A 19,071-nucleotide genomic window follows, 5' to 3' on the forward strand; every position below is an offset into this window, starting at 1 on the left:
AGGGCACCATGACCGTTCCCCTGCCACCGCTGCCGCCGACCGGAGAGGACGAGGGCTTCCGGCCGGGCGGCCGCAGCATCGCCGACATCCTCGACGCCGAGCACCGGCAACTGCGGGAGCTGCTGCGGCGGCTCACCGACCCGGGCCCGGAGCCCGCCCCCGAGCGCGGCCTGGAGGTGCTCACGGCGGCGCTGTCGCGGCACCTGTCCGCCGAGGAGCAGTACCTGCTGCCCGCCGTCCGGGCCGCGCTGCCCGACGCGGCGGAGCGGATCGACCGGGCCATCGCGGACGACCGGGCCCTGCTGACCGCCCTGAAGGCGCTCGCCGACGAGGGGCTCGCCGACGTCGCCGCGCGGGTCCACCGCCACGTCGAGGAGGCCGGCGCGCTCGTCGCGGCGCTGCGCGAAGTGGCCAGCGCCGAGGAGCTGATCCGCCTGGGCAACCGGCTGGAGATCGCCGAGGAGGCGGCCCCGACGCGCCCGCACCCCGGCACCCCGGCGACCCCGCCGTGGAACCGGGTCGTCGAGCCCGCGGTGGGCGTCGTCGACAAGGTCCGCGACGCCGTCACCGGCCGGCCCACCTACCTGGCCGACCTCACCGAGCGGCCGCCGGGCTGAGCCGGCGGCGGGCGCGGGCGCGGCGCGCCGGAGCAGATCGGGCACACATTGGGAGGCGTTGATCCGTTCAGGGCCTTCCGTCGGCCGCTACGGGGTCATACCGTCACGGTATGAATCTGGAGCTGCGACACCTGAGGGTGGTCTGCGCGATCGCGGAGACGGGGAGCGTGACCAAGGCGGCATCGACGCTCGGCCTGGCCCAACCGGCACTCACCGCCCAGCTCCAGCGCATCGAGCGGACCCTGGGCGGGCCGCTGTTCGAGCGGGACCGCCGCGGCGCCCGCCCGACCGCCCTGGGCGAGCTGGTGCTCGCCCGGGCGCGGGTGCTGCTGCCGGCGATGAAGGGCCTGCAGGACGAGGCGGCGCGGCTGGCCGGGGCCGGGGACGTGCCCCGCCGCTACCGGTTCGGCGGGGTGAACAGCCCCATCCTCGGCCGGCTCGTGCACCGGCTCGCCGCGGAGCCCCCACCGGCCCAGATCACCACCCACGCCTCCTGGTCGGCCGACGAGCTGGCCCAGCTCGTCGCGGGCGGCCGGCTGGACTTCGCGCTGATCGGGGTGTGCGGCGACGCGGCCCCGCCCGCCGAGCTCGGGTTGAGCTGGCGGGAGGTGGCCGTCGACCCGGTGCTGGTGCTGCTGCCGGAGCAGCACCCGCTGGCCGAGCACGCCGAGGTGAGCCTGGTGGACCTGAGCCACGAGCAGTGGGTCGCCGCGCCCGGCGACGGCTGCTTCGGCGACTGCTTCGCCGCCGCCTGCGCCCGCGCCGGCTTCACCCCCCGCAAGGTGTACGAGACCGACGTGCGCTGCTGCATCGACATGGTGGACTCCGGCGAGGCGATCGCGCTCTGCCAGGCCACCTTCCGCCCGGTCGCCGGGTTGGTCACCCGGATGCTGACCGGGACGCCGCTGCGCTGGCGGCTGATGCTGGGCTGGCATCCCGACTCCCCCGCCGCCCGCGACGCCGAACTGGTGCTGGAGTTCGCGCTGGCCGCGTACACCGACTCGCTGGCGGCGCACCCGGAATACCTGGCCTGGCTGCTGCGCAACCCGAGCTACGGGGCCCGGAGGCTGACGGCCGCCGGGGCCGACGGGGTGCGAACGGCGTAGCGCCGGGTATCAGGCGGACATGACCGATGCCTACCCCGCCGCCGACGACCGGGAGATCCTCCGGCAGGCCGCCGCCACGCACACCGCCGCCGCCCGCGACGTGGAGGCGTTCCTGCGTCGCCTGCCCGAGGTGCCCGACCCGGCGGACGTCACGGAGTACGCCAACCTGCTGACCCGCGAGGAGCGGGCGCGCGCCGACCGCGAGGCGGCTGCCGACGCCGCGGGCCTGACGATCGGCAGCCTGGAGAGCGACCACGGTTGACCACGGCGGGCGGCGCCCGGGTCCTCCCGGGCGCCGCCCGACCGCCGGCTCAGCGTTCGACGAGGACGTCGTGGCCCAGGTCGAGCAGGGCGTGCCGCCACTCGTCGTCGGCGTTGCCGCGGGGCGGCTTCTCGTCGAGCAGGGACTGGATCTCGTCGATCGCGTCCCGCATCACCCGGATGTCCTCCGGCGTGAGGTCCACCTTGCGTTTGGCCAGCACCCGCAGGATCCGCCGGCCCATCCCGGGCAGGTCGAGGTCCGGGTCGGGCCCGAACGACTCCTCCCCGGAGCCGCGGGTGAGCAACCACTGCCGCAACTGCTCCGACGGGACGTTCACCTGGGCGTGGAAGTCGTCCCAGAGCACCTCCACCTCGGGTTCGAGCCGCTGCTCGCGTACCATCAGCCCTCCTCTCGACGGCGGCGGTCGGACTCCGCCGGTTCCGGGTCGTCGCCCTGCTGGCCCACGCCCTCCGGCGGCATCCGCACCCGGGCGGGGTTGGCGGTCGGCGGGGCCACGATCGGATCGGTGCGCTCGCTCTCGTCCCGGGTCTCCTCGGGTTCGCTCATGTCCGCCCTCCGGTCATCGGGGATGGGACGTCGTGGCCGGGGTGTAGCCGCGCTCGCCGGCCGTCACGTCGAAGGCGAGTCGCCCGTCGCGGGCGTCCACGGTGATCTTCTGGCCGGGTGAGACCGCCGACTCCAGCAGCATCCGGGACAGCTGGTTGTCCACCTCCCGCTGGATGACCCGGCGCAACGGCCGGGCGCCGAACTCCGGCTGGTAGCCGTGCTCGGCGATCCAGTCGACGGCGGCGGTGGTGAAGTGGACCTGGATGTCCTGCGCGTGCAGGCGGCGGCGGGTCTCCTCCAGCAGCAGGCCGGTGATCTGGCGCAGCTGCTCGGCCTCCAGCCGGCGGAAGATGATCACCTCGTCGATGCGGTTGAGGAACTCCGGCCGGAAGTTCTCCTGGAGCCGGCGCATCAGCCGCTCGCGCAGCTCGTCGCGCTCCTGCTCGCCGCCCTCCGCGCCGGTGCCGAACCCGACGGCGCGCTGGGCACCGGTGATCAGTTCCGAGCCGAGGTTGCTCGTCATGATCAGTACGGTGTTCTTGAAGTTGACCGTCCGGCCCTGGCTGTCGGTGAGCCGCCCGTCGTCGAGCACCTGGAGCAGGATGTTGAACACGTCGGCGTGGGCCTTCTCGATCTCGTCGAGCAGCACCACCGCGTACGGGCGGCGGCGGACCGCCTCGGTGAGCTGGCCGGCCTCCTCGTAGCCGACGTACCCGGGCGGGGCGCCGACGAGCCGGCTGACCGTGTGCCGCTCCTGGAACTCGCTCATGTCCACCCGGACCATCCGGTCGGCCTCGCCGAACAGCGCCTCCGCGAGGGCCCGGGCCAGCTCGGTCTTGCCGACGCCGGTGGGCCCGAGGAAGAGGAAGCTGCCCATCGGGCGGTCCGGGTCGGCCAGCCCGGCACGCGAGCGGCGGACCGCCTCGGCGACCGCGGTGACCGCGTCCTCCTGGCCGACCACCTTCTCGTGCAGGTGGCCCTCCAGGCGCAGCAGCCGGTCGCGTTCCTCCTCGGTGAGCTGGCTGATCGGGATGCCGGTGGCGCGGGAGACCACCTCGGCGATCTCCTGCGGCCCGACGGCCGGCACCTGCGACGGGCCGCCCTCGTCGCCCCGGGCCCGGCGGATCTGCTCCTCCACCTCGGCGAGCTGGTCGCGCAGCGTGGACGCCTTCTCGTACTGCTCGTCGGCGACGGCCTGCTCCTTGTCCCGGCGTACCTCCTCGAGCTGTGTCTCCAGCTCCCGCACGTCGGACGCCGGCGTGCGGGTGCGCAACCGGACCCGCGCGCCGGCCTGGTCGATGAGGTCGATCGCCTTGTCCGGCAGGAACCGGTCGGTCACGTACCGGTCGGACAGCTCGGCCGCGGCGACCAGCGCCTCGTCGGTGAACCGCACCTGGTGGTGGGCCTCGTAGCGGTCGCGCAGCCCGCGCAGGATCGCCACGGTGTCGTCGACGGTGGGCTCCGGCACGAACACCGGCTGGAAGCGGCGGGCCAGCGCCGCGTCCTTCTCGATGCTCTTGCGGTACTCGTCCAGGGTGGTCGCGCCGATCACCCGCAGTTCGCCCCGGGCCAGCGCCGGCTTGAGCATGTTCGAGGCGTCCATGCCGCCCTCGCTGCCCGCCCCGCCCGCGCCGACCAGGGTGTGGATCTCGTCCAGGAAGACGATCAGCTCGTCGCGGTGCGCCCGGATCTCGTCGATGACCTTCTTCAGCCGCTCCTCGAAGTCGCCCCGGTAGCGGGTTCCCGCCACCAGGCCGGCCAGGTCGAGCTGGATCACCCGCTTGCCGAGCAGCGTCTGCGGCACGTCGCCGTCGCAGATCCGCTCCGCCAGGCCCTCCACGATCGCGGTCTTGCCGACGCCGGCCTCGCCGATCAGCACCGGGTTGTTCTTCGTCCGCCGGGACAGGATCTCGACGGCCTGCTCGATCTCGTCGGCCCGGCCGATCACCGGGTCGATCTGGTCGTTGCGGGCCAGGTCGGTCAGGTCCTGGCCGTACTGGTCGAGGGTGGGGGTGCCGCGGTCGGGCTTCGGCCCGGTCATCGGCCCGCGCTCGGCGCTGGCCGCCTGCAACGACTCCGGCTGGATCCGGCCGGCGGCGAGCATCCGGCCGGCCGGGGACTCCGGGTTCAGCGGCAGCGCCATCAGGATGTGCTCGGGGCCGATGTAGTTGGCGCCCATCGCCCGGGACAGCTGGTGGGCGTCGAGCAGCGCCCGCTTGGCCGCGGGGGTGAGCGACAGGTTGGGCGGCACCTCGCCCTTGGGCGCGCCGTCGCCGCGCCCACCGAGCGCGTTGAGCAGCGTGTCCGGGTCGGCGCCGGCGCGCCGGACGAGGTCGCGCAGCGGTTCGCGTTGCAGCGCGGCCCAGAGCAGGTGGTCGGTGTCGAGGTCGCTGCTCTTGCGTTGGGCGGCCCGGCGGGCCGCGTCGGCCAGCATCTCCCTGGCGTCGGCGGTCATCAGCCGGGTGATGTCGACCCGGTGCGCGGGTCGGCGCCCACCCTCGCCCCGGCCGAAGTACCGGGCCAGGAACTCGTCCCAGGGGTCGGAGCCGAAGTCACCGGGTCCCATCATGTCTGTCCTCCGCAGTCGGGCGCGACGGTCGCCAGGGGCTACCCGGCGGTCCGCCCGACAAACGCCACCACCCGCGCCGCGACCCGCCACGATGGCCCCGGGCGAGGTGCGAGGAAGGGCCCCTCGTCAACGCCTGCGGTAGCGGAAGGGTCCCTTCCTTGCACCTCAGCCGGCGGGTGGCAGGCTGGCGGGATGGAGCCGACGATGCCGCTGCTGATCGTGGACGCCGCCAACGTGGTGGGGTCCCGCCCGGATGGTTGGTGGCGGGACCGCGCGGGCGCGACCGCCCGGCTGCGCGACTCGCTGGCCCCGGTGGCCGCCGCCGGGCTGCCCCCGCAACTGCCGCCCCCGGTGGAGGTGGTGCTGGTGGTGGAGGGCCGGGCGCGGGACGTGCCGGGCACGGCCGGGGTCCGGGTGGTGGCCGCGCCCGGGTCCGGCGACGACGCCGTCGTCGACCTGGTCGCCGCCGCGCCGCAGCGCCGGCGGCTGGTCGTCACCGCCGACCGTGAGCTGCGGGAACGCGTCGTCGCGCAGGGCGCGGAGGTGTACGGGCCGCGCTGGCTGCGGGACCGTCCGGCCCCGCCCGGGTAGTCCCGTCAACCGGACTAGCAGCGCTTCCGGTCGACAACCGGTCAGCGGGGCAGGAACACTGACAGGGCGGATGTTCTCTCACCGTGAGGGATAGGCTCTAATGGAGGCCTCCCCGCCCCCAGGAGGTTTCGCCGTGGCGAGCGTCGCCGAGCTCAAGGCAGCCATCGATGTCGCGCTGCAACAGATCGGCGACGGCCAGAGTGCCGTGCAGGCGGCCGGGGAGAAGCTGGCCGAGGCGCAGCAGACGCTGGCCGGCGCGCTGGAGGGCAGCGGGCACGAGACCGTCGAGGCGGCCCAGTCCTCGCTGACCCAGGCCAGCCAGGAGCTGGAGGAGTGCCTCGCCGCGACACTCGTCGCCGTCGAGCAGGCGCAACTCTACGTCGCGACGCTCTGAGGTTCGGCCGTGTCCATCGTCGAGGACGTCGGCGCCCAGGTCCGCGCCGCCGCCGATGACCTGCCGCTCGCGCAGCTGGCCCTGGCGCTCGAGAAGTTCGGGCTGGCCGCCGAGCGGCTGCGCTGGGTCCGCCAGGAGTCGGCCGACCCGATGGGGGTGCCGGAGCTCTCCGCCGCCACCGAACACGCCGAGACCGCCGGCTACGCGCTACGCGTCGCGCAGGAGCAGCTCTCGGCGTACCTGGCCGCGATCGGGCTGGCCGCCGACGGCTCCCCCGCCCCCAGGCCGCAGGAGCACCGGCGCCGGCCCGCGCACGACGCGCCGCGCGAGGCGGCCCCCGGGGAGCCGGCGCCGGAGCCGGCCGCCGACGTGACGCCCCGCCGCTGGTGGGCGGTACGGGTGGCCGAGCTGACGGGCGGCCGGGAGGGTGCGCCCGAGCAGCCCGACGAGAGGGTCGACGACGCCCGGGAGCTGCTGCGCCGGGTCGTCGGCGGGGTCCGCGCCGGCGACCGCGACCGGCTGCACACCGAACTGCGTCGCGCGCACGCCGACGTCGGCCTCGGCCTGGCGGCGGTCGCCCCGCCGCTGCTGCGCGAGCTGGCCGGTGAGCTGCTCGGGCACCCGCCGCGCGCCGAGGACCTCGGACGGCTGCACCGCGAGCTGGACGGCCGGGTGCGGGACCTGCTGCCCGGCCTGCCCCCCGCGGTGCTGGACACGCTGCTGACCCGGATCTGCCGGATGCCCCCGCCCCGGCGCGGCGAGGCGGAGCAGCCGCACGCCGCCGACCCGGCCGTCACCGCGGGGGTGCTCACCGGGGTGTTGCTGGCCCGGCTCGGCCGGGACCTGCCCACCGAGGACGAGCGGGCCCGGCAGGCCGAGACGGCCCGGGAGCGACGCGCCGCCGCCGAGCGGGACCGGCAGGCGGAGACCGCCCGCGACCGGGCCGACGACGCCGAGTGGCAGCGACGAGCCGCCGCCGCGAAGGGCCGGGTTGCCGACGCACGGGAGCGGGTCGCGGCGGCACGGGACCGGGCGGAGGCGGCACACGACCAGTCGACCGCGGCCCGGGAGCGGGCGGCGACCGCCGGCCAGGCCGCCCCGAAGCCGGACCGGACGACGACACAAGGCCGGCCCGATCCGACGGCCGACCGGGCAGCGACGCACGGCCGGCCCAGCCCGACGCCGGACCGGGCGGCGGCGCACGGCCGGCCCGGCGGGTCGACGGGCAACGGCGGGTCGACGGGCAACGGCGGGTCGACGGGCAACGGCGGGTCGACGGGCGATGGCGGCGCGTCGGCGGGCCGCGGTGGACCGGCCGCCGACGGTGCCGCCGCGGGACGGCCCGGATCGGCCGGCCGCGTCTGGTCGAGCCCGCCCGCGGGCCGGCCGGCGTCGGGCGGCACCCCGGGCCCGCGCGGGCGGGGCGTCGATGGCTGACCGGCGGAGCCAGCTGGTCACCCGGGCCAGGGGCATGCTGGGCGAGGCCCTCGGCGCCACCCGGACCCGGCTGTCCAGCGCGCAGGCCGAGCTGACCACGGCCCGGGAGCGGCTGGCGAAGGTCCGGCGGGCCGCGTCGGTCGTACCGGAGCGGGTGGGCGCGCAGCGCGACCGGCGGCTGGCCGAGATCGACGATCGGCACGCCGCACGCATCGCGGAGCTGGCCCGGCGGGCGGCGGACGCGGCGCAGCGGGAGGCCCCCGGGGCGGCCTCCGCGGACTGGACGCGGTGGCACCCGACCCCGACCCGGCGGGCCGAACCGCCGGGCGCGCTGCGCATCGGCACGGTACGCATCCCCGGCGCCGAACCGGTGCCGGCGCTGGTGCCGCTGCTCGACGCCGGCCACGTCGAGCTGACCGGGGACGACCGGGAGGGCTGCGACGCGGTGGTGTCGGCGCTGCTGCTGCGCGGCGTCGGGCGCGCCGATCCGGGCGCCGTACGGCTGGTCGGCTACGACCCCGAACACCTGGGCGGCGGCCTGGCCGGTTTCGCCCCCCTCGGCACGGCCGGGCTGCTCACCTTCGTCGGCCCGGGCGGCTTGGCCCGGCTCCTCGACGACCTGGTGGAGCAGATCCGCCGGATCAACGAGACGGTGCTGGCCGGGGAGTACGTCTCGCTGCGCGAGCTGGCCGCCGCCACCGGTCGCCGGCCCGAGCCGTGGCGGGTGGCGGTGCTGCTGGGCGGGGACGAGCTGTCGCGGCACGAACGCGGCCAGCTCGACCGGGTGGTCCGCACCGGGGCGGCCTGCGGCGTGCACCTGGTGGTGCGGGGCGTGTCGCTGCCCGAGGATCCCACCGTGACCCGGGTGGGCGCGTACGCCGACGGCGCCCGGATCGGCGGGCCGACCGGCCTGCCCGTACGCCTCGACCCGCCACCCCCGCCGGTCCTGGTCACCGAGACCTGCCGGGAGGTGGCGGCGCGGGTCAACGCCGGCCCCGCCCCGACTCCGTTCACCGACCTGCTGCCGCCGGTGGAGCAGATGTGGCGGGAGGACTCCGCCACCGGGCTGACCGCCCCGATCGGCGAGGGCCCGCACGGCCGGCCGGTGCTGCTCACCCTGGGCGACTACCCGCCGCACGCGTTGATCGGCGGCCCGTCCGGCACCGGCAAGACGAACCTGATCTTCGCCTGGATCGGCGCGCTGGCGGCCCGCTACTCCCCCAGCGAGCTGGAGTTCTACCTGCTGGACTTCAAGGAGGGGGTGTCGTTCGCCCGGTTCGCCAAGGGCCGGCGGGACCCGAGCTGGCTGCCGCACATGCGGCTCGTCGGGATCAACGTCAACACCGACCGGGAGTTCGGCCTGGCGTTGCTGCGCTTCCTCGCCGAGGAGCTGCGGCGGCGGGCCGACGCCGCGAAGAAGCACGAGGTCACCAAGCTCGCCGAGCTGCGCGCGGTCGACCCCACGGGGCACTGGCCGCGGATCGTCGCGGTGGTCGACGAGTTCCAGATGCTGCTGGCCGGGCGGGACGTGGTCGCCCGGGAGGCCGCCGACCTGCTGGAGGACCTGGCCCGGCGCGGCCGGTCCCAGGGCATCCACCTGGTGCTCGCCTCGCAGGACGTACGCGGCATCGAGGCGCTGTGGGGACGGCCGGCCCTGGTCGCGCAGTTCACGTTGCGCATCGCGCTGCCGAAGGCGCTGCGGATCCTCGCCGAGCGCAACGACGCCGCCCAGTCCCTGCCGCGCCACCACGCGGTGGTCAACGCGGAGTCCGGCATGGCGGAGGGCAACCAGGTGGCCCGGATCCCGTCGGCCAGCGACTGGGAGACGTGGAGCGAGTTGCAGCACCGGCTGTGGCGGATGCGCCCGCAGGACGCCGCGCCGGCCCGGCTCTTCGACGGCGACGCGATCCCCCGCCTCGCCGACGCGCCGGACTTCCGGGCGCTGGCCGCGCCGGAGACGGGGCACCCGCGTACGCCGGTCGCGCTGCTCGGCGAGATCATCGATGTGCAGTCCCGCTCGGCGGCGTTGCGGCTGCCCCGGGCTCCCGGCCGCAACCTGGCGGTGCTCGGCACCCGGGTGGACGAGGCGTGCGCGGTGCTCGACGCGGCGGCCCGCTCCCTGGCCCGCCAGCACCGCCCCGGCACGGCCCGGTTCTCGATCGCCTGCCTCGACCCGGACGCCGACCCGGCCGCCCGGTCCCTCTACGAGGATCTCGCCGAGGACGCCGCCTGGTACGACGAGGAGACCGTCGGCGAGCTGATGGCCGAGACCGCCGAGGGGCTCGGTGCGCCGGGCATGCCGCACTACCTGCTGCTGTTCGCCGTCGACGCGGCGGCCGGGGCGTTGGCCACGCGGATCGGCCGGCGCACCGGGCTGGAGGAGCTGCGCCGGATCCTGCACGACGGGCCGGAGCGGCGCACCCACGTGCTGGCCTGGTGGCGGGGCGTCGCCCGGATGCGGGCCGACCTGGGCGGGCCGGCGGCCCGGACGGACCAGATCGGCGCCTGGGTGGCGCTGGACGCCCACGGCGGCGAGCTGGGTTCGTCGCTGTATCCGGGGACGGGCGGCCCGGACTGGTATCCCCGGCCCTGGCGGGGGCTGTTCTTCGATCGGGCGGTGCACCGCACCGGCCAGGTGATCATTCCCTACGGGCCGGCGCGATGAACGAACCGGTGACCAGTGAGTCGTACGCGGCCCAGATCCGTCGGCTGGCCGAGCTGAGCGCGCGGGTGCGCGTCCAGCGGGCCGAGGCGCACACCTGGCACGCCCAGCAGTGCGCGGCGGCCGAGCGGGCCGTCGCCGAGGCGGAGGCCGAGCTGCGGCGCGCGGAGCGGGAGCTGGTGGACGCGCGGGAGGAGCAGGAACGGGTGGACGCCGAGGTCGCCGACCTGTGGCAACTGCTGCGCGGCCGGCTCGGCGGCTCGGGTCGCCGGGCGGGCGGGCCACCGGCGCCGGTGCCCGGCGCGACGGGCGACCCGGCTCCGCTGCTGGCCGGCGTGCGGGACCTGCTCAACCGCACCCGCCAGCCGGGTGACCTGCCGGGCTCGGTCAACCCGCTGCTGGCGTTGTGCGGGGTGGCGGGCGCGGTGCTCGCGTACGCCCTCGGTGGCGCGGCCCGGGCGGCGGGCGAGCGGTACGGCGGCGAGCTCGGGGTCGGGCTGCCGGTGCTGGCCCTGGTGGTGACGCTGCTGGGTCCGCTGGTCGGTCTGGTGCCGGCGAAGGTCCTCGCCGACCGTCGGCACGCCGTGCTCGGCCCCCGGCCGATGACCGTCGTGCTCGTCGCCGGGCTGGTGACCACGGTCGCGCTGCTCGTCGCCGGCCGCTGAACCGTGGCTCCGTCGCCGTGCCAGCGCCGGCTGGCCGGCCGCACACGCGGCCGACGGCAGCCGGGGTCGTCGCCCCGCCGCCGAAACGGTGGCCCGCTCAGGCGGGGACCAGCACCGCCTCGCGCAGGAGGCGGCGGGCCAGGGTGATCCGGTCGGTGTCGTCGTCCAGGCCCGGCAGGTCGCCGACCCGGACGGACCCGGCGCCGAGCAGGGCGTGCACGGCCGGCGCGCACGACGCGGGCAGGGTGATCGTGCGGTCGAACAGCACGAGCGCGACCTGGTCGCCCCGAGGGGTGAGCCGCCAGCGCAGGCCGGGTCGCGGGGCGAGCCGGGTGTCGGCGTCCAGGGCCGCCAGCGCGGTGGCCTGGGCCAGGGGTCGGATGGGCGCGGGCCGGGCGGCCGGCCAGGCGCGCTGCCGCAGCCGGGCGGCGACGGCCGCCGGGTCGGCCCGCAGCAGCCAGTCCCGCAGCGCCTCCACCGTCTCGGTCAGCTCCGGCTCGATCGCGTCCGGATCGGCGACGTCGGTGCCGAACGGCAGCGTGGCGCGCAGCCGCGGGTCCTCGGCGGCGAGGGCCAGCAGCTCCTCGACCATGGCGTAGCGGGTCAGCGCCCGGACGCCGACGGTCAGGTGCAGCGAGCTGGACTCCTGGGCCTGCGCGCTGTGCAGCCAACCGCGGGGCAGGTAGAGCGCGTCGCCGGGGGCGAGCACGACGTCCAGCGCGGCGGGCCCGTCGGCGGTGGCGGCGACCTCGTCGGCCCGGCCGCCCCACGGCTGCTTCTCCAGCGGGTCCGGCAGCACCGGCGGGTGGATCCGCCAGTGCTTGCGGCCGTCGACCTGGAGGACGAAGACGTCGTGGGTGTCGTAGTGGGTGGCGAACCCCTGGCTGCCGGCGGGGGTCAGGTAGGCGTTGACCTGCAACGGCTGCCCGACGGCGGTGCCGAGTTCGCGGGTGAAGTCGGTCAGGGCCGGCCAGGTGCGGTGCAGACCCTGCAGGACGAGGGTGGCGCCGCCGGCGTACAGCTCCAGCACCCGCTCGTCGAGGACCTGGTCGGCGATCTCGGCGCCGGCACCACCGCCGCCGGTGAAGCGGGCCGCCGGCACGAGCTGGCCGTCCTTGGCGATGCGCAGGAACGGCGTACGCAGGCCGCGGCGGCTGAGCAGCTCGTCTGCGTCAGCGGGGCTGAGCAGGTCGGTGAAGCCGGCCCGGTTGGGCAGTTCGTCGGCGCGGGAGAGCAGCGGGGTGCGTCCCCAGTGGGCGGCGGCGAACTTCGCCGGCTCGACCGACACGCAGCGGGCGAGCGCGGCCGAGGCCTCGGACGGGACCGCCGGGCGGCCGTCGCCGCCCGGCGGGTCGATGTCGGTCATGGCGGTCCGTCAGGCGCTGCCGTCGGCGCCACCGTCGTGCTGGCCCGGCGTGGCACCGCCGTCGGCGGGACCCTCCGCGCTGCCGTCGGCGCCACCGTCGTGCTGGCCCGGGGTCGCACCGCCGTCGGCGGGACCCTCCGCGCCCTGGTCAGCGCCCTGGTCGGCGCCACGCTCGGCACCGCGGTCGGCACCACCGTCGGCGCCACCGTCCTGCTGGCCCGGGGTTGCGCCGCCGTCGGCCGGGCCCTCGGGGCCGCCACCGCTGCTGGTCTGCATGTCGTCGTCGTTGAGTGCCATCGGTGCTCCCTAGGGATGTGCCGCCCCGCCGTTACGCCGGGGTCCGTCGTGCAGCGGGTGGTACCCCACACGCGATCTTCTCTAACCACACCGTAGACGTCCTTTCCGGTTCACACCGGCGGTTCGCCGTGCCCGGTCAGGGCCGCCAGCAGGCACGTCGCGGCGCGCGGTGCGGATCCGACGCCGACGGCACCGGGGTTCGCGCCGCCCGGCGCGGCGACGCCGGCGGTGACAGGATGGTGCTGCCCGAGCAGGAGGTGGCGATGACCGAGCCGACCGGGCCGCGCCCGCTGGAACCGGTGACCGAGCAGTGGCAGCGCGCGCTGGCGATCGTGGCGCACCCCGACGACCTGGAGTTCGGCGCCGCCGCCGCGGTCGCCCGCTGGACGGCGCAGGGCAGACAGGTCGTCTACTGCCTCGTCACCAGCGGCGAGGCCGGCATCGACGCGATGCCCCCGCCGCGGGCGAGGGAGGTCCGGGAGCGGGAGCAACGCGAGTCCGCCGCCCTGGTCGGGGTGGAGACCGTGGAGTTCCTCGGCCTGCCCGACGGCGTCCTGGAGTACGGCGTGCCGCTGCGTCGCGCCCTGGCCGGGGTCGTCCGCCGGCACCGCCCCGAGATCGTGATCACCAACAACTTCCGGGACACCTGGGACGGTGCGTACGCCCTCAACCAGGCCGACCACATCGCCACCGGCCGGGCGGTGCTGGACGCCGTCCGCGACGCCGGCAACCGGTGGGTGTTCCCGGAGCAGCTCGTCGACGGGATCGGGCCGTGGAACGGGGTGCGCCAGGTCTGGGCCGCCTCCTCGCCCCTCGCCGCACACGGGGTGGACGTCACCGACACCTTCGCGCGGGGCGTGGCCTCGCTGCGGGCGCACGACGCGTACCTGAGCGGGCTGGGCGACGGCAGCTTCGACCCCGAGGAGTTCCTCGAAGGGCTCTGCCGCCCCGTCGGCGCCCGACTGGGCGTCCGTTACGGCACCGCCTTCGAGGTCTTCCACTTCGACCTCTGGTGAGGGACGGCGGATGATCCTGCTCGGCACCTCGGGATGGCAGTACCGCGACTGGCGGGGCCGCTTCTATCCGGCCGGGCTGCCGCAGCGGCTCTGGCTGGAGCACTTCGCCGCCCGGTTCGCCACGGTGGAGGTCAACAACGCCTTCTACCGGCTGCCCGAGCGCGACACCTTCGCGGCCTGGCGGGCCCGTACCCCCGACGACTTCTGCGTGGCGGTGAAGATGAGCCGCTACCTCACCCACGTCAAGCGCCTACGCGACCCCGCCGAGCCAGTGGCCCGCTTCCTGGGCCGGGCCACCGCGCTCGGCGACCGGCTCGGCCCCGTGCTGGTGCAACTGCCGCCGAACCTGCCCGCCGACCCGGCGGCGCTGGACGCCACGCTGCGGCTCTTCCCCGCCGAGGTGCGGGTCGCGGTCGAGCCGCGGCACCCGTCATGGTGGACCGACGCCACCCGCGCCGTCCTGGAGCGGCGGCGGGCGGCGCTGGTCTGGGCGGACCGGCTCGGCCGGCCCGTCGCGCCCCGCTGGCGTACCGCAGACTTCGGCTACCTGCGGCTGCACGAAGGACGGGCCAAGCCCTGGCCCCGCTACGGCCGCACGTCGCTGGCCTCCTGGGTGCGCCGGCTGGCCGACGCGTTCGGCGACGACGAGCCCGCGTACGTCTACTTCAACAACGACCCGGGCGGCGCCGCCATCGTCGACGCGACCGCCTTCGCCGCGCTCGCCCGCCGGGCCGGCCGGTCGGTCAGCCGCGTACCCGGGACGCCCCCGGCCCTCGACGACGAGGGCGAGGGAGAAGTGGCGCCGAGCGGGCCGGCGTGAACGGCGCGCGGTCCGCTCCGCCAGGGGCGGAGCGGACCGTCGCGGACGTGCGGCGCGTCAGGGAAGGATGTTCGCCATGTCCCGGGGCATCGTGGCCTTCACGTCCTCCCACTCGCCCTGGGTCACGTGGCGGCGCAGGGTGTCCAGCACCACCTGCACCACGCGCTCCGGGCCGCCCTCGACGTCGTACGGGAAGCCCTGCCGGACCTCCAGCAGGAAGTCGTCCCGGTTGAGCTTGATCGGCACGTCCGACGGCTTCCAGCCGTCGAAGTAGATCCCGCGCACCAGCACCGGGAGCTGCGCGGCGAACTCCACGCTCTCCTGCACCGGCATCCGGTCGCGCAGCAGGTGCAGCACCGTGCGCAGCGCGCAGTAGGACTGGTTGCGTTGCTCCTTGGGCCAGCCGTAGGCCTGCTCGATGTCCTTGAGGATGATGTTGGTCTTGTCCATCGAGGACTCGAACGCGGAATGCAGCTGCTCAGCCATCTGTCCACCCCCGTACGTCGGTCTCCCACCGTCGGTCGTCGTCACGTCGCGGCGGCCCCACCGGGCCGCGCGGCTGCCGGGTCGGACCGACCCGGGCGGGGCGCGGCGCCCACCGGGCGTCGGGGGACGACCCGACGACGTGCAGCACGGGGCCGCGTCGTCGACCCGGGACCACCCGAACCGTCATCTCCACCCACCTCCGTGGTGTCGCCTGCCGCGGCCACGGTCGGCCGCACACACCGTCCATGCTTCGTCGCGCCGGGGTGAGCGGCCCTCACCCCGACGGAGTGAACCGCCCGGCTCAGTCCGCGTCGAGCAGCCCGGCGAGGGTCGCGGCGTTGGTCTGCGCGTAGTCGCGGTAGCAGTTGTTGAAGAGGACGTGGGTCTGCCCGGTCGAGTCGGCCAGCTCGCGCAGCTTCGGCGCCCAGTCGCGCAGCTCCCGGTCGGCGTAGCGGTAGCCGAACTTCTCGTGGATGTCCTTGCTGGTCCACTTGTCGCTGTGCCCGTGGAAGCGGACCACCGCGAGGTCCGCGGTGGCGGCCAACACCGGGGGCACCGACGAGCGGTGCCCCTGCGGCATGTCCACGCAGACGTACGCCAGCCGGTGCTCGCGCAGGAAGTCGAGGGTCTCGTCGGCGTTGTCGCCGTCGAACCAGGAGGCGTGCCGGAACTCGTAGACCGGGCGCAGCGGGGCGCAGCGCTTCGCCACCTCCAGCAGGTACTGCTTGTTGTCCCGCCTGATGGTGAACCAGGGTGGGAACTGGAACAGCAGCGCGCCGAGCTTGCCCGCCTCGACCAGCGGGTCCAGCGCGGCGAGGAAGCGCGTCCACACCTCCTCGTACGCCTGCGGCGGCAGGTCGTCCGGGTACAGGTTCTTCTTCCCCGTGTCCGGCCGGAGGTCCTTGTAGAGCGCGCCGACCCGGGTCGGGTGCCCGGTGAGCAGGCTGAACGCCTTGACGTTGAAGGTGAAGCCGGCCGGGGTGCGCTCGGCCCACAGCCTCGCCGTCCGCTCGGCGGGCGGCGAGTAGTAGGTGGCGTCGACCTCGACCAGCGGGAACTGGCGGGCGTAGTACGCCAGCCGCTTCTCCGGGGTGTCGGCGGTCTGCGGATACCAGCCGGAGTCCAACAAGGTCCGGTCGGTCCAGGAGGCGGTGCCGACCTTGATCTCACCCATCGGTCGACCTCGCCGCGGTCCGGACCGACCGGCAACCGCTGGCGGGGATCAGGCCGCCCGACGTTCCCGGTTCTGCTTGCACTGCACGCAGGTGGTGGCGGAGGGGAAGATCTCCAGCCGCTCGACGGGGATCGCCGAGGTGCAGCCCTCGCAGAAGCCGTAGGTGCCCTCCTCCAGCCGGGTGAGGGCGTGCTCGTACTGGGCGCGGCGGTCGAGGATGGTCCGCAGCAGGGACTGCGCGGTGTCCCGCTCCGCCGTCTTGGTGCCGCTGTCGGCCTGGTCGTCACCGGCGGTGTCACCCACCTCCACCAGTCGCAGCACCTGGCTCTGCAGCACCGCCTGCTCGTACTCCGCGGACAGCTCGTCGTAGCGGGCCTGCAGGGAGCGCCGGATCTGGTCGATCTCCGCCTGGGATCGGCCCGTACCGATCGTGTCGTGGACGAGCATCGCTGCCTGCCTTTCTGGCCTGGAAGATCCGCCGGGGCACCGGGTAGGTGCGCCCGGCGCCGTGGTGGTCTGCGCGCGGGCGGATCACCCGCGCTCTGTGAGCCGGGCGAATACCCCGGCACGTCGACCGTCAAACCGACGACTTTTCGCCGTGTCACGGCGTCAGGGCGACACCGGGGACTCCACCAGCGCCGGATGCCGGGGATCGTCGGCGCGGACCACGACGTCGGCGAAGGAGGCCGGTGCGACCTCGTCGGCGTACCGGGCGAAGGCGGGCAGCGTCCACCGCTGCGCGGGGTCGGTGCGCCGGTCCAGGGCTGCCGGGGAGAGCACCAGGTGGACCGTGACGTCGAAGGGCAGGCCCCCGCCGAGCAGCAGTGCCCCGCTGACCAGCACGACTCCCCCGGGCGGCAGGTCGACGTACGCGGCGCGGCTGGCCCGGTCTGTGGTGGCGTCCCACAGCGAGGGCAGCACCCGTCCCGAGCCGCCGGGCCCCGCCGGGTCGAGCACCTCCCGCCGCAGCCCCGGCTCGTCGACCCAGCCCTCGTAGAACGCGTCGGGGTTGGTCCGGCCGAACTCGAGGCGCACCGACGCGGGGCGGAGGAAGTCGGCGGCGCGTACGTGCAGCACGGGCCGACCGAGCGCGCGCAGCGGGTCGACCAGCGCGGCGGCGAGTTCGTCCGGGCCGGCCGCCGGGGCGCCGTCGACGGCCACCCGCAGCCGGCCGGGGGCGTCGGTGCCGGCGAGGCGCTCGGTCAGCTCGGCGACGAGCAGCTCCGGGGAGATGGGTCGGATCCGCATCCGACCATGGTGCCCCGCCGGCCGCCCCGGACGGGGCGCGGCGGCCGGCGCCCGCGCGGTCGGTGCTCGTAAGGCCAGTGCTCGCGCGGCCGAACGCGCGCGGTGGACGGTGCTCGCGCCGTGGACGGTGCTCGCGCGGTGGGCGGCGTCAGCCGTTGCGGTCGATGGTGACGCGGGCGTCGTCGGCGAGCCGGTAGCCGACGCCGTAGACGGTGGTGACCAGCGGGACGTCGACGCCGACCTTGCCACGCAGCCGACGGACGTGCACGTCCACGGTACGCACGCCGGCGTGCTCGTAGCCCCAGACCGCGTTGAGCAGCTGCAACCGGGTGAAGACCCGGCGGGGGTGGGCGACGAGGTGCAGCAGCAGGTCGAACTCCAGCCGGGTCAGGGGCAACGGCTCGCCGTCGCGCAGCACCGACCGGGACGAGGCGAGGATGTGCAGGGTCGGGATGGTGGCGGCGACCGGGCGCGACGGCGCGCGGCCGGCGGGCACCGGGTCGGGGCGGCGTTCGACGGTGGCGGTGATGACGGTGCCCTCGCCGCGTTCCAGCATCTCCCGGGCGGCCTCCAGCAGCCGTCGGGCGGGCGCGGTCAGCGACTCCTCGGATGCCAACGGGATGTTCAGGGTCACCGTGAGCATCGGTGCGGCGGTGTTGGCGGGGCGACGCTGGCCCCCCGGGGGTCGTCCGGGAACAGCGGGCTGGGACGTATGCCATCCGGCGCGCGACGAGGCGGGGCTGACCGACATGGTCCTCCTTGGCTGGTCCGGGTATCTCCCCACGGCCCGGGACGCCGCTCCATCGATGCTTCCCGGCGCCCGGGCGAGGGTCAAGGGGCGGCTGCGTTGCATGAATGTGACAATTGACGAACGCATCGGAGCCGGATGCTCGCTCTGCGTACGAAGCCTGATGATTACAGCAGAGCCGCCGGGTTGACCCGATAGGGGGGTGCCCGCCCGGTTCACGGTGGTCGGCGCGGGTGCGCCGGGAATGGATCAGCGTGGATCGCGTCGGCCCTCCGGACGGCCGTGGGCACGCGACCGGGGTGCCGCGCGGCGTACCGGCGACGGGACACTGCGGACGCGGACGCGGCGGCGCGGCGCGCCCAAGGCCGGGCACGCCGCGCGGGTGGCGCCGTCAGCGACTGCGCTCGATCTCGATCCGTGCCTCGTCGGCGAGGCGGTAGCCCACGCCGTAGACGGTGGTCACCACCGGCATGTCCGGGTCGAGCTTGGCGCGCAGCCGGCGGACGTGCACGTCGACGGTGCGCGCCACCGCGTGCTCGTAGCCCCACACCCGACTCAGCAGCTGGAGCCGGGTGAACACCCGGCGGGGCTGCTCCGCCAGGAACAGCAGCAGGTCGTACTCGATGCGGGTCAGCGGGATCACGCGGGAGCCCTGGTGGACCACCCGCGAGCCGGTGGCGATCCGGATCGCCTGGGGGTCCACGACGGCCGGCACCGGCCGGGGCGCCGCCGGCCGGTCCTCGGCGACGCCGGGACCCAGCCGCCCCTCCCCCGACTCGGCGAGTTCGCCGATCAGCTCCAGCAGCCGGGCCAGGCGGGGGCTCACCGGCCCCGGGACGAGGTCGAGGGTGATGGTGACGGTCGGGGCGGAGCGCGGTCGGCCCGCTCCGATCCGCTCGGGGCGCGCGGTCGAGTGGTGTCGGGTGGGGATGGCGACGACGGACATGGAGCCTCCTGGGCGGCGGTGCCGCCACGCCCGGTGGAGCGTGACGGTCAGGACGGCGCCCGACCGGCGGTCACCGGGGGCGCGGGGGCGGACGTGGGCT

The 19,071-nt window shown here is 75.6% G+C and carries 21 protein-coding genes; 10 read left to right on the top strand and 11 right to left on the bottom strand.

Features of this window, described 5'->3' with window-relative positions; all coding sequences use genetic code 11:
• Positions 1 to 8: 8 nt before the first annotated feature.
• The 3 genes from F6X68_RS11745 (at position 9) to F6X68_RS11755 (ending at position 1,985) form a co-directional block, all read left to right on the top strand.
• Complete coding sequence (locus tag F6X68_RS11745) at positions 9 to 617, top strand: hemerythrin domain-containing protein (RefSeq protein ID WP_151454306.1); 609 nt, start codon at positions 9 to 11, stop codon at positions 615 to 617.
• A gap of 110 nt (positions 618 to 727) precedes the next feature.
• Positions 728 to 1,723, top strand: a complete 996-nt coding sequence (locus F6X68_RS11750) for a LysR family transcriptional regulator (protein WP_151454307.1) — start codon at positions 728 to 730, stop codon at positions 1,721 to 1,723.
• Between the two features lie 19 nt (positions 1,724 to 1,742).
• Positions 1,743 to 1,985 carry a hypothetical protein gene (locus F6X68_RS11755; RefSeq protein WP_132237913.1) on the top strand — a complete coding sequence of 81 codons (243 nt, stop codon included), beginning with the start codon at positions 1,743 to 1,745 and terminating at the stop codon, positions 1,983 to 1,985.
• 49 nt (positions 1,986 to 2,034) lie between these two features.
• Here F6X68_RS11755 and F6X68_RS11760 read toward each other — a convergent pair whose 3' ends face one another.
• The 3 genes from F6X68_RS11760 to F6X68_RS11765 are packed head-to-tail and all read right to left on the bottom strand — an operon-like array spanning position 2,035 to position 5,121.
• A complete protein-coding gene (locus F6X68_RS11760; protein ID WP_132237915.1) occupies positions 2,035 to 2,385 on the bottom strand; it encodes a DUF3140 domain-containing protein in 351 nt (116 codons plus the stop codon).
• Positions 2,385 to 2,552 carry a hypothetical protein gene (locus tag F6X68_RS33475; protein WP_165947855.1) on the bottom strand — a complete coding sequence of 56 codons (168 nt, stop codon included), beginning with the start codon at positions 2,550 to 2,552 and terminating at the stop codon, positions 2,385 to 2,387. The genes F6X68_RS11760 and F6X68_RS33475 overlap by 1 nt, the downstream gene beginning before the upstream one ends.
• Positions 2,553 to 2,565: 13 nt before the next feature.
• On the bottom strand, positions 2,566 to 5,121 hold the full coding sequence (locus F6X68_RS11765) for an ATP-dependent Clp protease ATP-binding subunit (protein WP_151454308.1): 2,556 nt from the start codon (positions 5,119 to 5,121) through the stop codon (positions 2,566 to 2,568).
• 192 nt (positions 5,122 to 5,313) lie between these two features.
• Between F6X68_RS11765 and F6X68_RS11770 the strand changes: the two genes are divergently transcribed.
• From F6X68_RS11770 to F6X68_RS11790, 5 genes are all read left to right on the top strand, one after another.
• Positions 5,314 to 5,712 (top strand): hypothetical protein, encoded by a 399-nt coding sequence (locus F6X68_RS11770; RefSeq protein WP_151454309.1) that lies wholly within the window; start codon positions 5,314 to 5,316, stop codon positions 5,710 to 5,712.
• 133 nt (positions 5,713 to 5,845) lie between these two features.
• Positions 5,846 to 6,106, top strand: a complete 261-nt coding sequence (locus tag F6X68_RS11775) for a hypothetical protein (protein ID WP_089000636.1) — start codon at positions 5,846 to 5,848, stop codon at positions 6,104 to 6,106.
• A gap of 9 nt (positions 6,107 to 6,115) precedes the next feature.
• The gene (locus F6X68_RS11780) at positions 6,116 to 7,543 is read left to right on the top strand and encodes a hypothetical protein (protein WP_370518938.1); all 1,428 of its coding nucleotides are present in this window, start codon (positions 6,116 to 6,118) and stop codon (positions 7,541 to 7,543) included.
• Positions 7,536 to 10,208 (top strand): FtsK/SpoIIIE domain-containing protein, encoded by a 2,673-nt coding sequence (locus F6X68_RS11785; RefSeq protein ID WP_151454310.1) that lies wholly within the window; start codon positions 7,536 to 7,538, stop codon positions 10,206 to 10,208. Before F6X68_RS11780 ends, F6X68_RS11785 begins: the two co-directional genes overlap by 8 nt.
• Positions 10,205 to 10,870 (top strand): hypothetical protein, encoded by a 666-nt coding sequence (locus F6X68_RS11790; protein WP_151454311.1) that lies wholly within the window; start codon positions 10,205 to 10,207, stop codon positions 10,868 to 10,870. The genes F6X68_RS11785 and F6X68_RS11790 overlap by 4 nt, the downstream gene beginning before the upstream one ends.
• Positions 10,871 to 10,967: 97 nt before the next feature.
• Here F6X68_RS11790 and F6X68_RS11795 read toward each other — a convergent pair whose 3' ends face one another.
• Together F6X68_RS11795 and F6X68_RS11800 are read right to left on the bottom strand one after the other, a co-directional pair.
• Positions 10,968 to 12,236 (bottom strand): cupin domain-containing protein, encoded by a 1,269-nt coding sequence (locus tag F6X68_RS11795; RefSeq protein ID WP_151454312.1) that lies wholly within the window; start codon positions 12,234 to 12,236, stop codon positions 10,968 to 10,970.
• A gap of 9 nt (positions 12,237 to 12,245) precedes the next feature.
• A complete protein-coding gene (locus F6X68_RS11800; RefSeq protein WP_151454313.1) occupies positions 12,246 to 12,533 on the bottom strand; it encodes a hypothetical protein in 288 nt (95 codons plus the stop codon).
• Between the two features lie 236 nt (positions 12,534 to 12,769).
• On the opposite strand from F6X68_RS11800, the gene F6X68_RS11805 reads away from it, so the two are divergent.
• Positions 12,770 to 13,549 (top strand): PIG-L deacetylase family protein, encoded by a 780-nt coding sequence (locus F6X68_RS11805; protein WP_225852152.1) that lies wholly within the window; start codon positions 12,770 to 12,772, stop codon positions 13,547 to 13,549.
• Between the two features lie 10 nt (positions 13,550 to 13,559).
• Positions 13,560 to 14,369: a DUF72 domain-containing protein gene (locus F6X68_RS11810; RefSeq protein WP_151454314.1), complete on the top strand. Its 810-nt coding sequence runs from the start codon at positions 13,560 to 13,562 to the stop codon at positions 14,367 to 14,369.
• A 57-nt stretch (positions 14,370 to 14,426) separates the two neighbouring features.
• Here F6X68_RS11810 and F6X68_RS11815 read toward each other — a convergent pair whose 3' ends face one another.
• The 6 genes from F6X68_RS11815 to F6X68_RS11845 all read right to left on the bottom strand — a co-directional run bounded on the left by F6X68_RS11815 (position 14,427) and on the right by F6X68_RS11845 (position 18,971).
• Positions 14,427 to 14,855, bottom strand: coding sequence for a DUF2267 domain-containing protein (locus F6X68_RS11815; protein ID WP_151454315.1), 429 nt, complete (start codon positions 14,853 to 14,855; stop codon positions 14,427 to 14,429).
• 301 nt (positions 14,856 to 15,156) lie between these two features.
• Positions 15,157 to 16,029 (bottom strand): DUF72 domain-containing protein, encoded by an 873-nt coding sequence (locus F6X68_RS11825; protein ID WP_151454316.1) that lies wholly within the window; start codon positions 16,027 to 16,029, stop codon positions 15,157 to 15,159.
• A gap of 48 nt (positions 16,030 to 16,077) precedes the next feature.
• A complete protein-coding gene (locus F6X68_RS11830) occupies positions 16,078 to 16,476 on the bottom strand; it encodes a TraR/DksA C4-type zinc finger protein (protein ID WP_089000644.1) in 399 nt (132 codons plus the stop codon).
• A 162-nt stretch (positions 16,477 to 16,638) separates the two neighbouring features.
• The gene (locus F6X68_RS11835; protein ID WP_132237939.1) at positions 16,639 to 17,277 is read right to left on the bottom strand and encodes a uridine kinase; all 639 of its coding nucleotides are present in this window, start codon (positions 17,275 to 17,277) and stop codon (positions 16,639 to 16,641) included.
• A gap of 148 nt (positions 17,278 to 17,425) precedes the next feature.
• Positions 17,426 to 18,028, bottom strand: coding sequence for a winged helix-turn-helix domain-containing protein (locus tag F6X68_RS11840; RefSeq protein WP_151454317.1), 603 nt, complete (start codon positions 18,026 to 18,028; stop codon positions 17,426 to 17,428).
• Positions 18,029 to 18,416: 388 nt separating this feature from the next.
• Entirely contained in the window at positions 18,417 to 18,971 is a 555-nt protein-coding gene (locus F6X68_RS11845) for a winged helix-turn-helix domain-containing protein (protein ID WP_151454318.1), read from the bottom strand.
• Between the last annotated feature and the right edge of the window lie 100 nt (positions 18,972 to 19,071).

This window comes from Micromonospora sp. AMSO12t (assembly GCF_008806585.1).
In the GTDB taxonomy this organism is placed as follows: domain Bacteria; phylum Actinomycetota; class Actinomycetes; order Mycobacteriales; family Micromonosporaceae; genus Micromonospora; species Micromonospora reichwaldensis.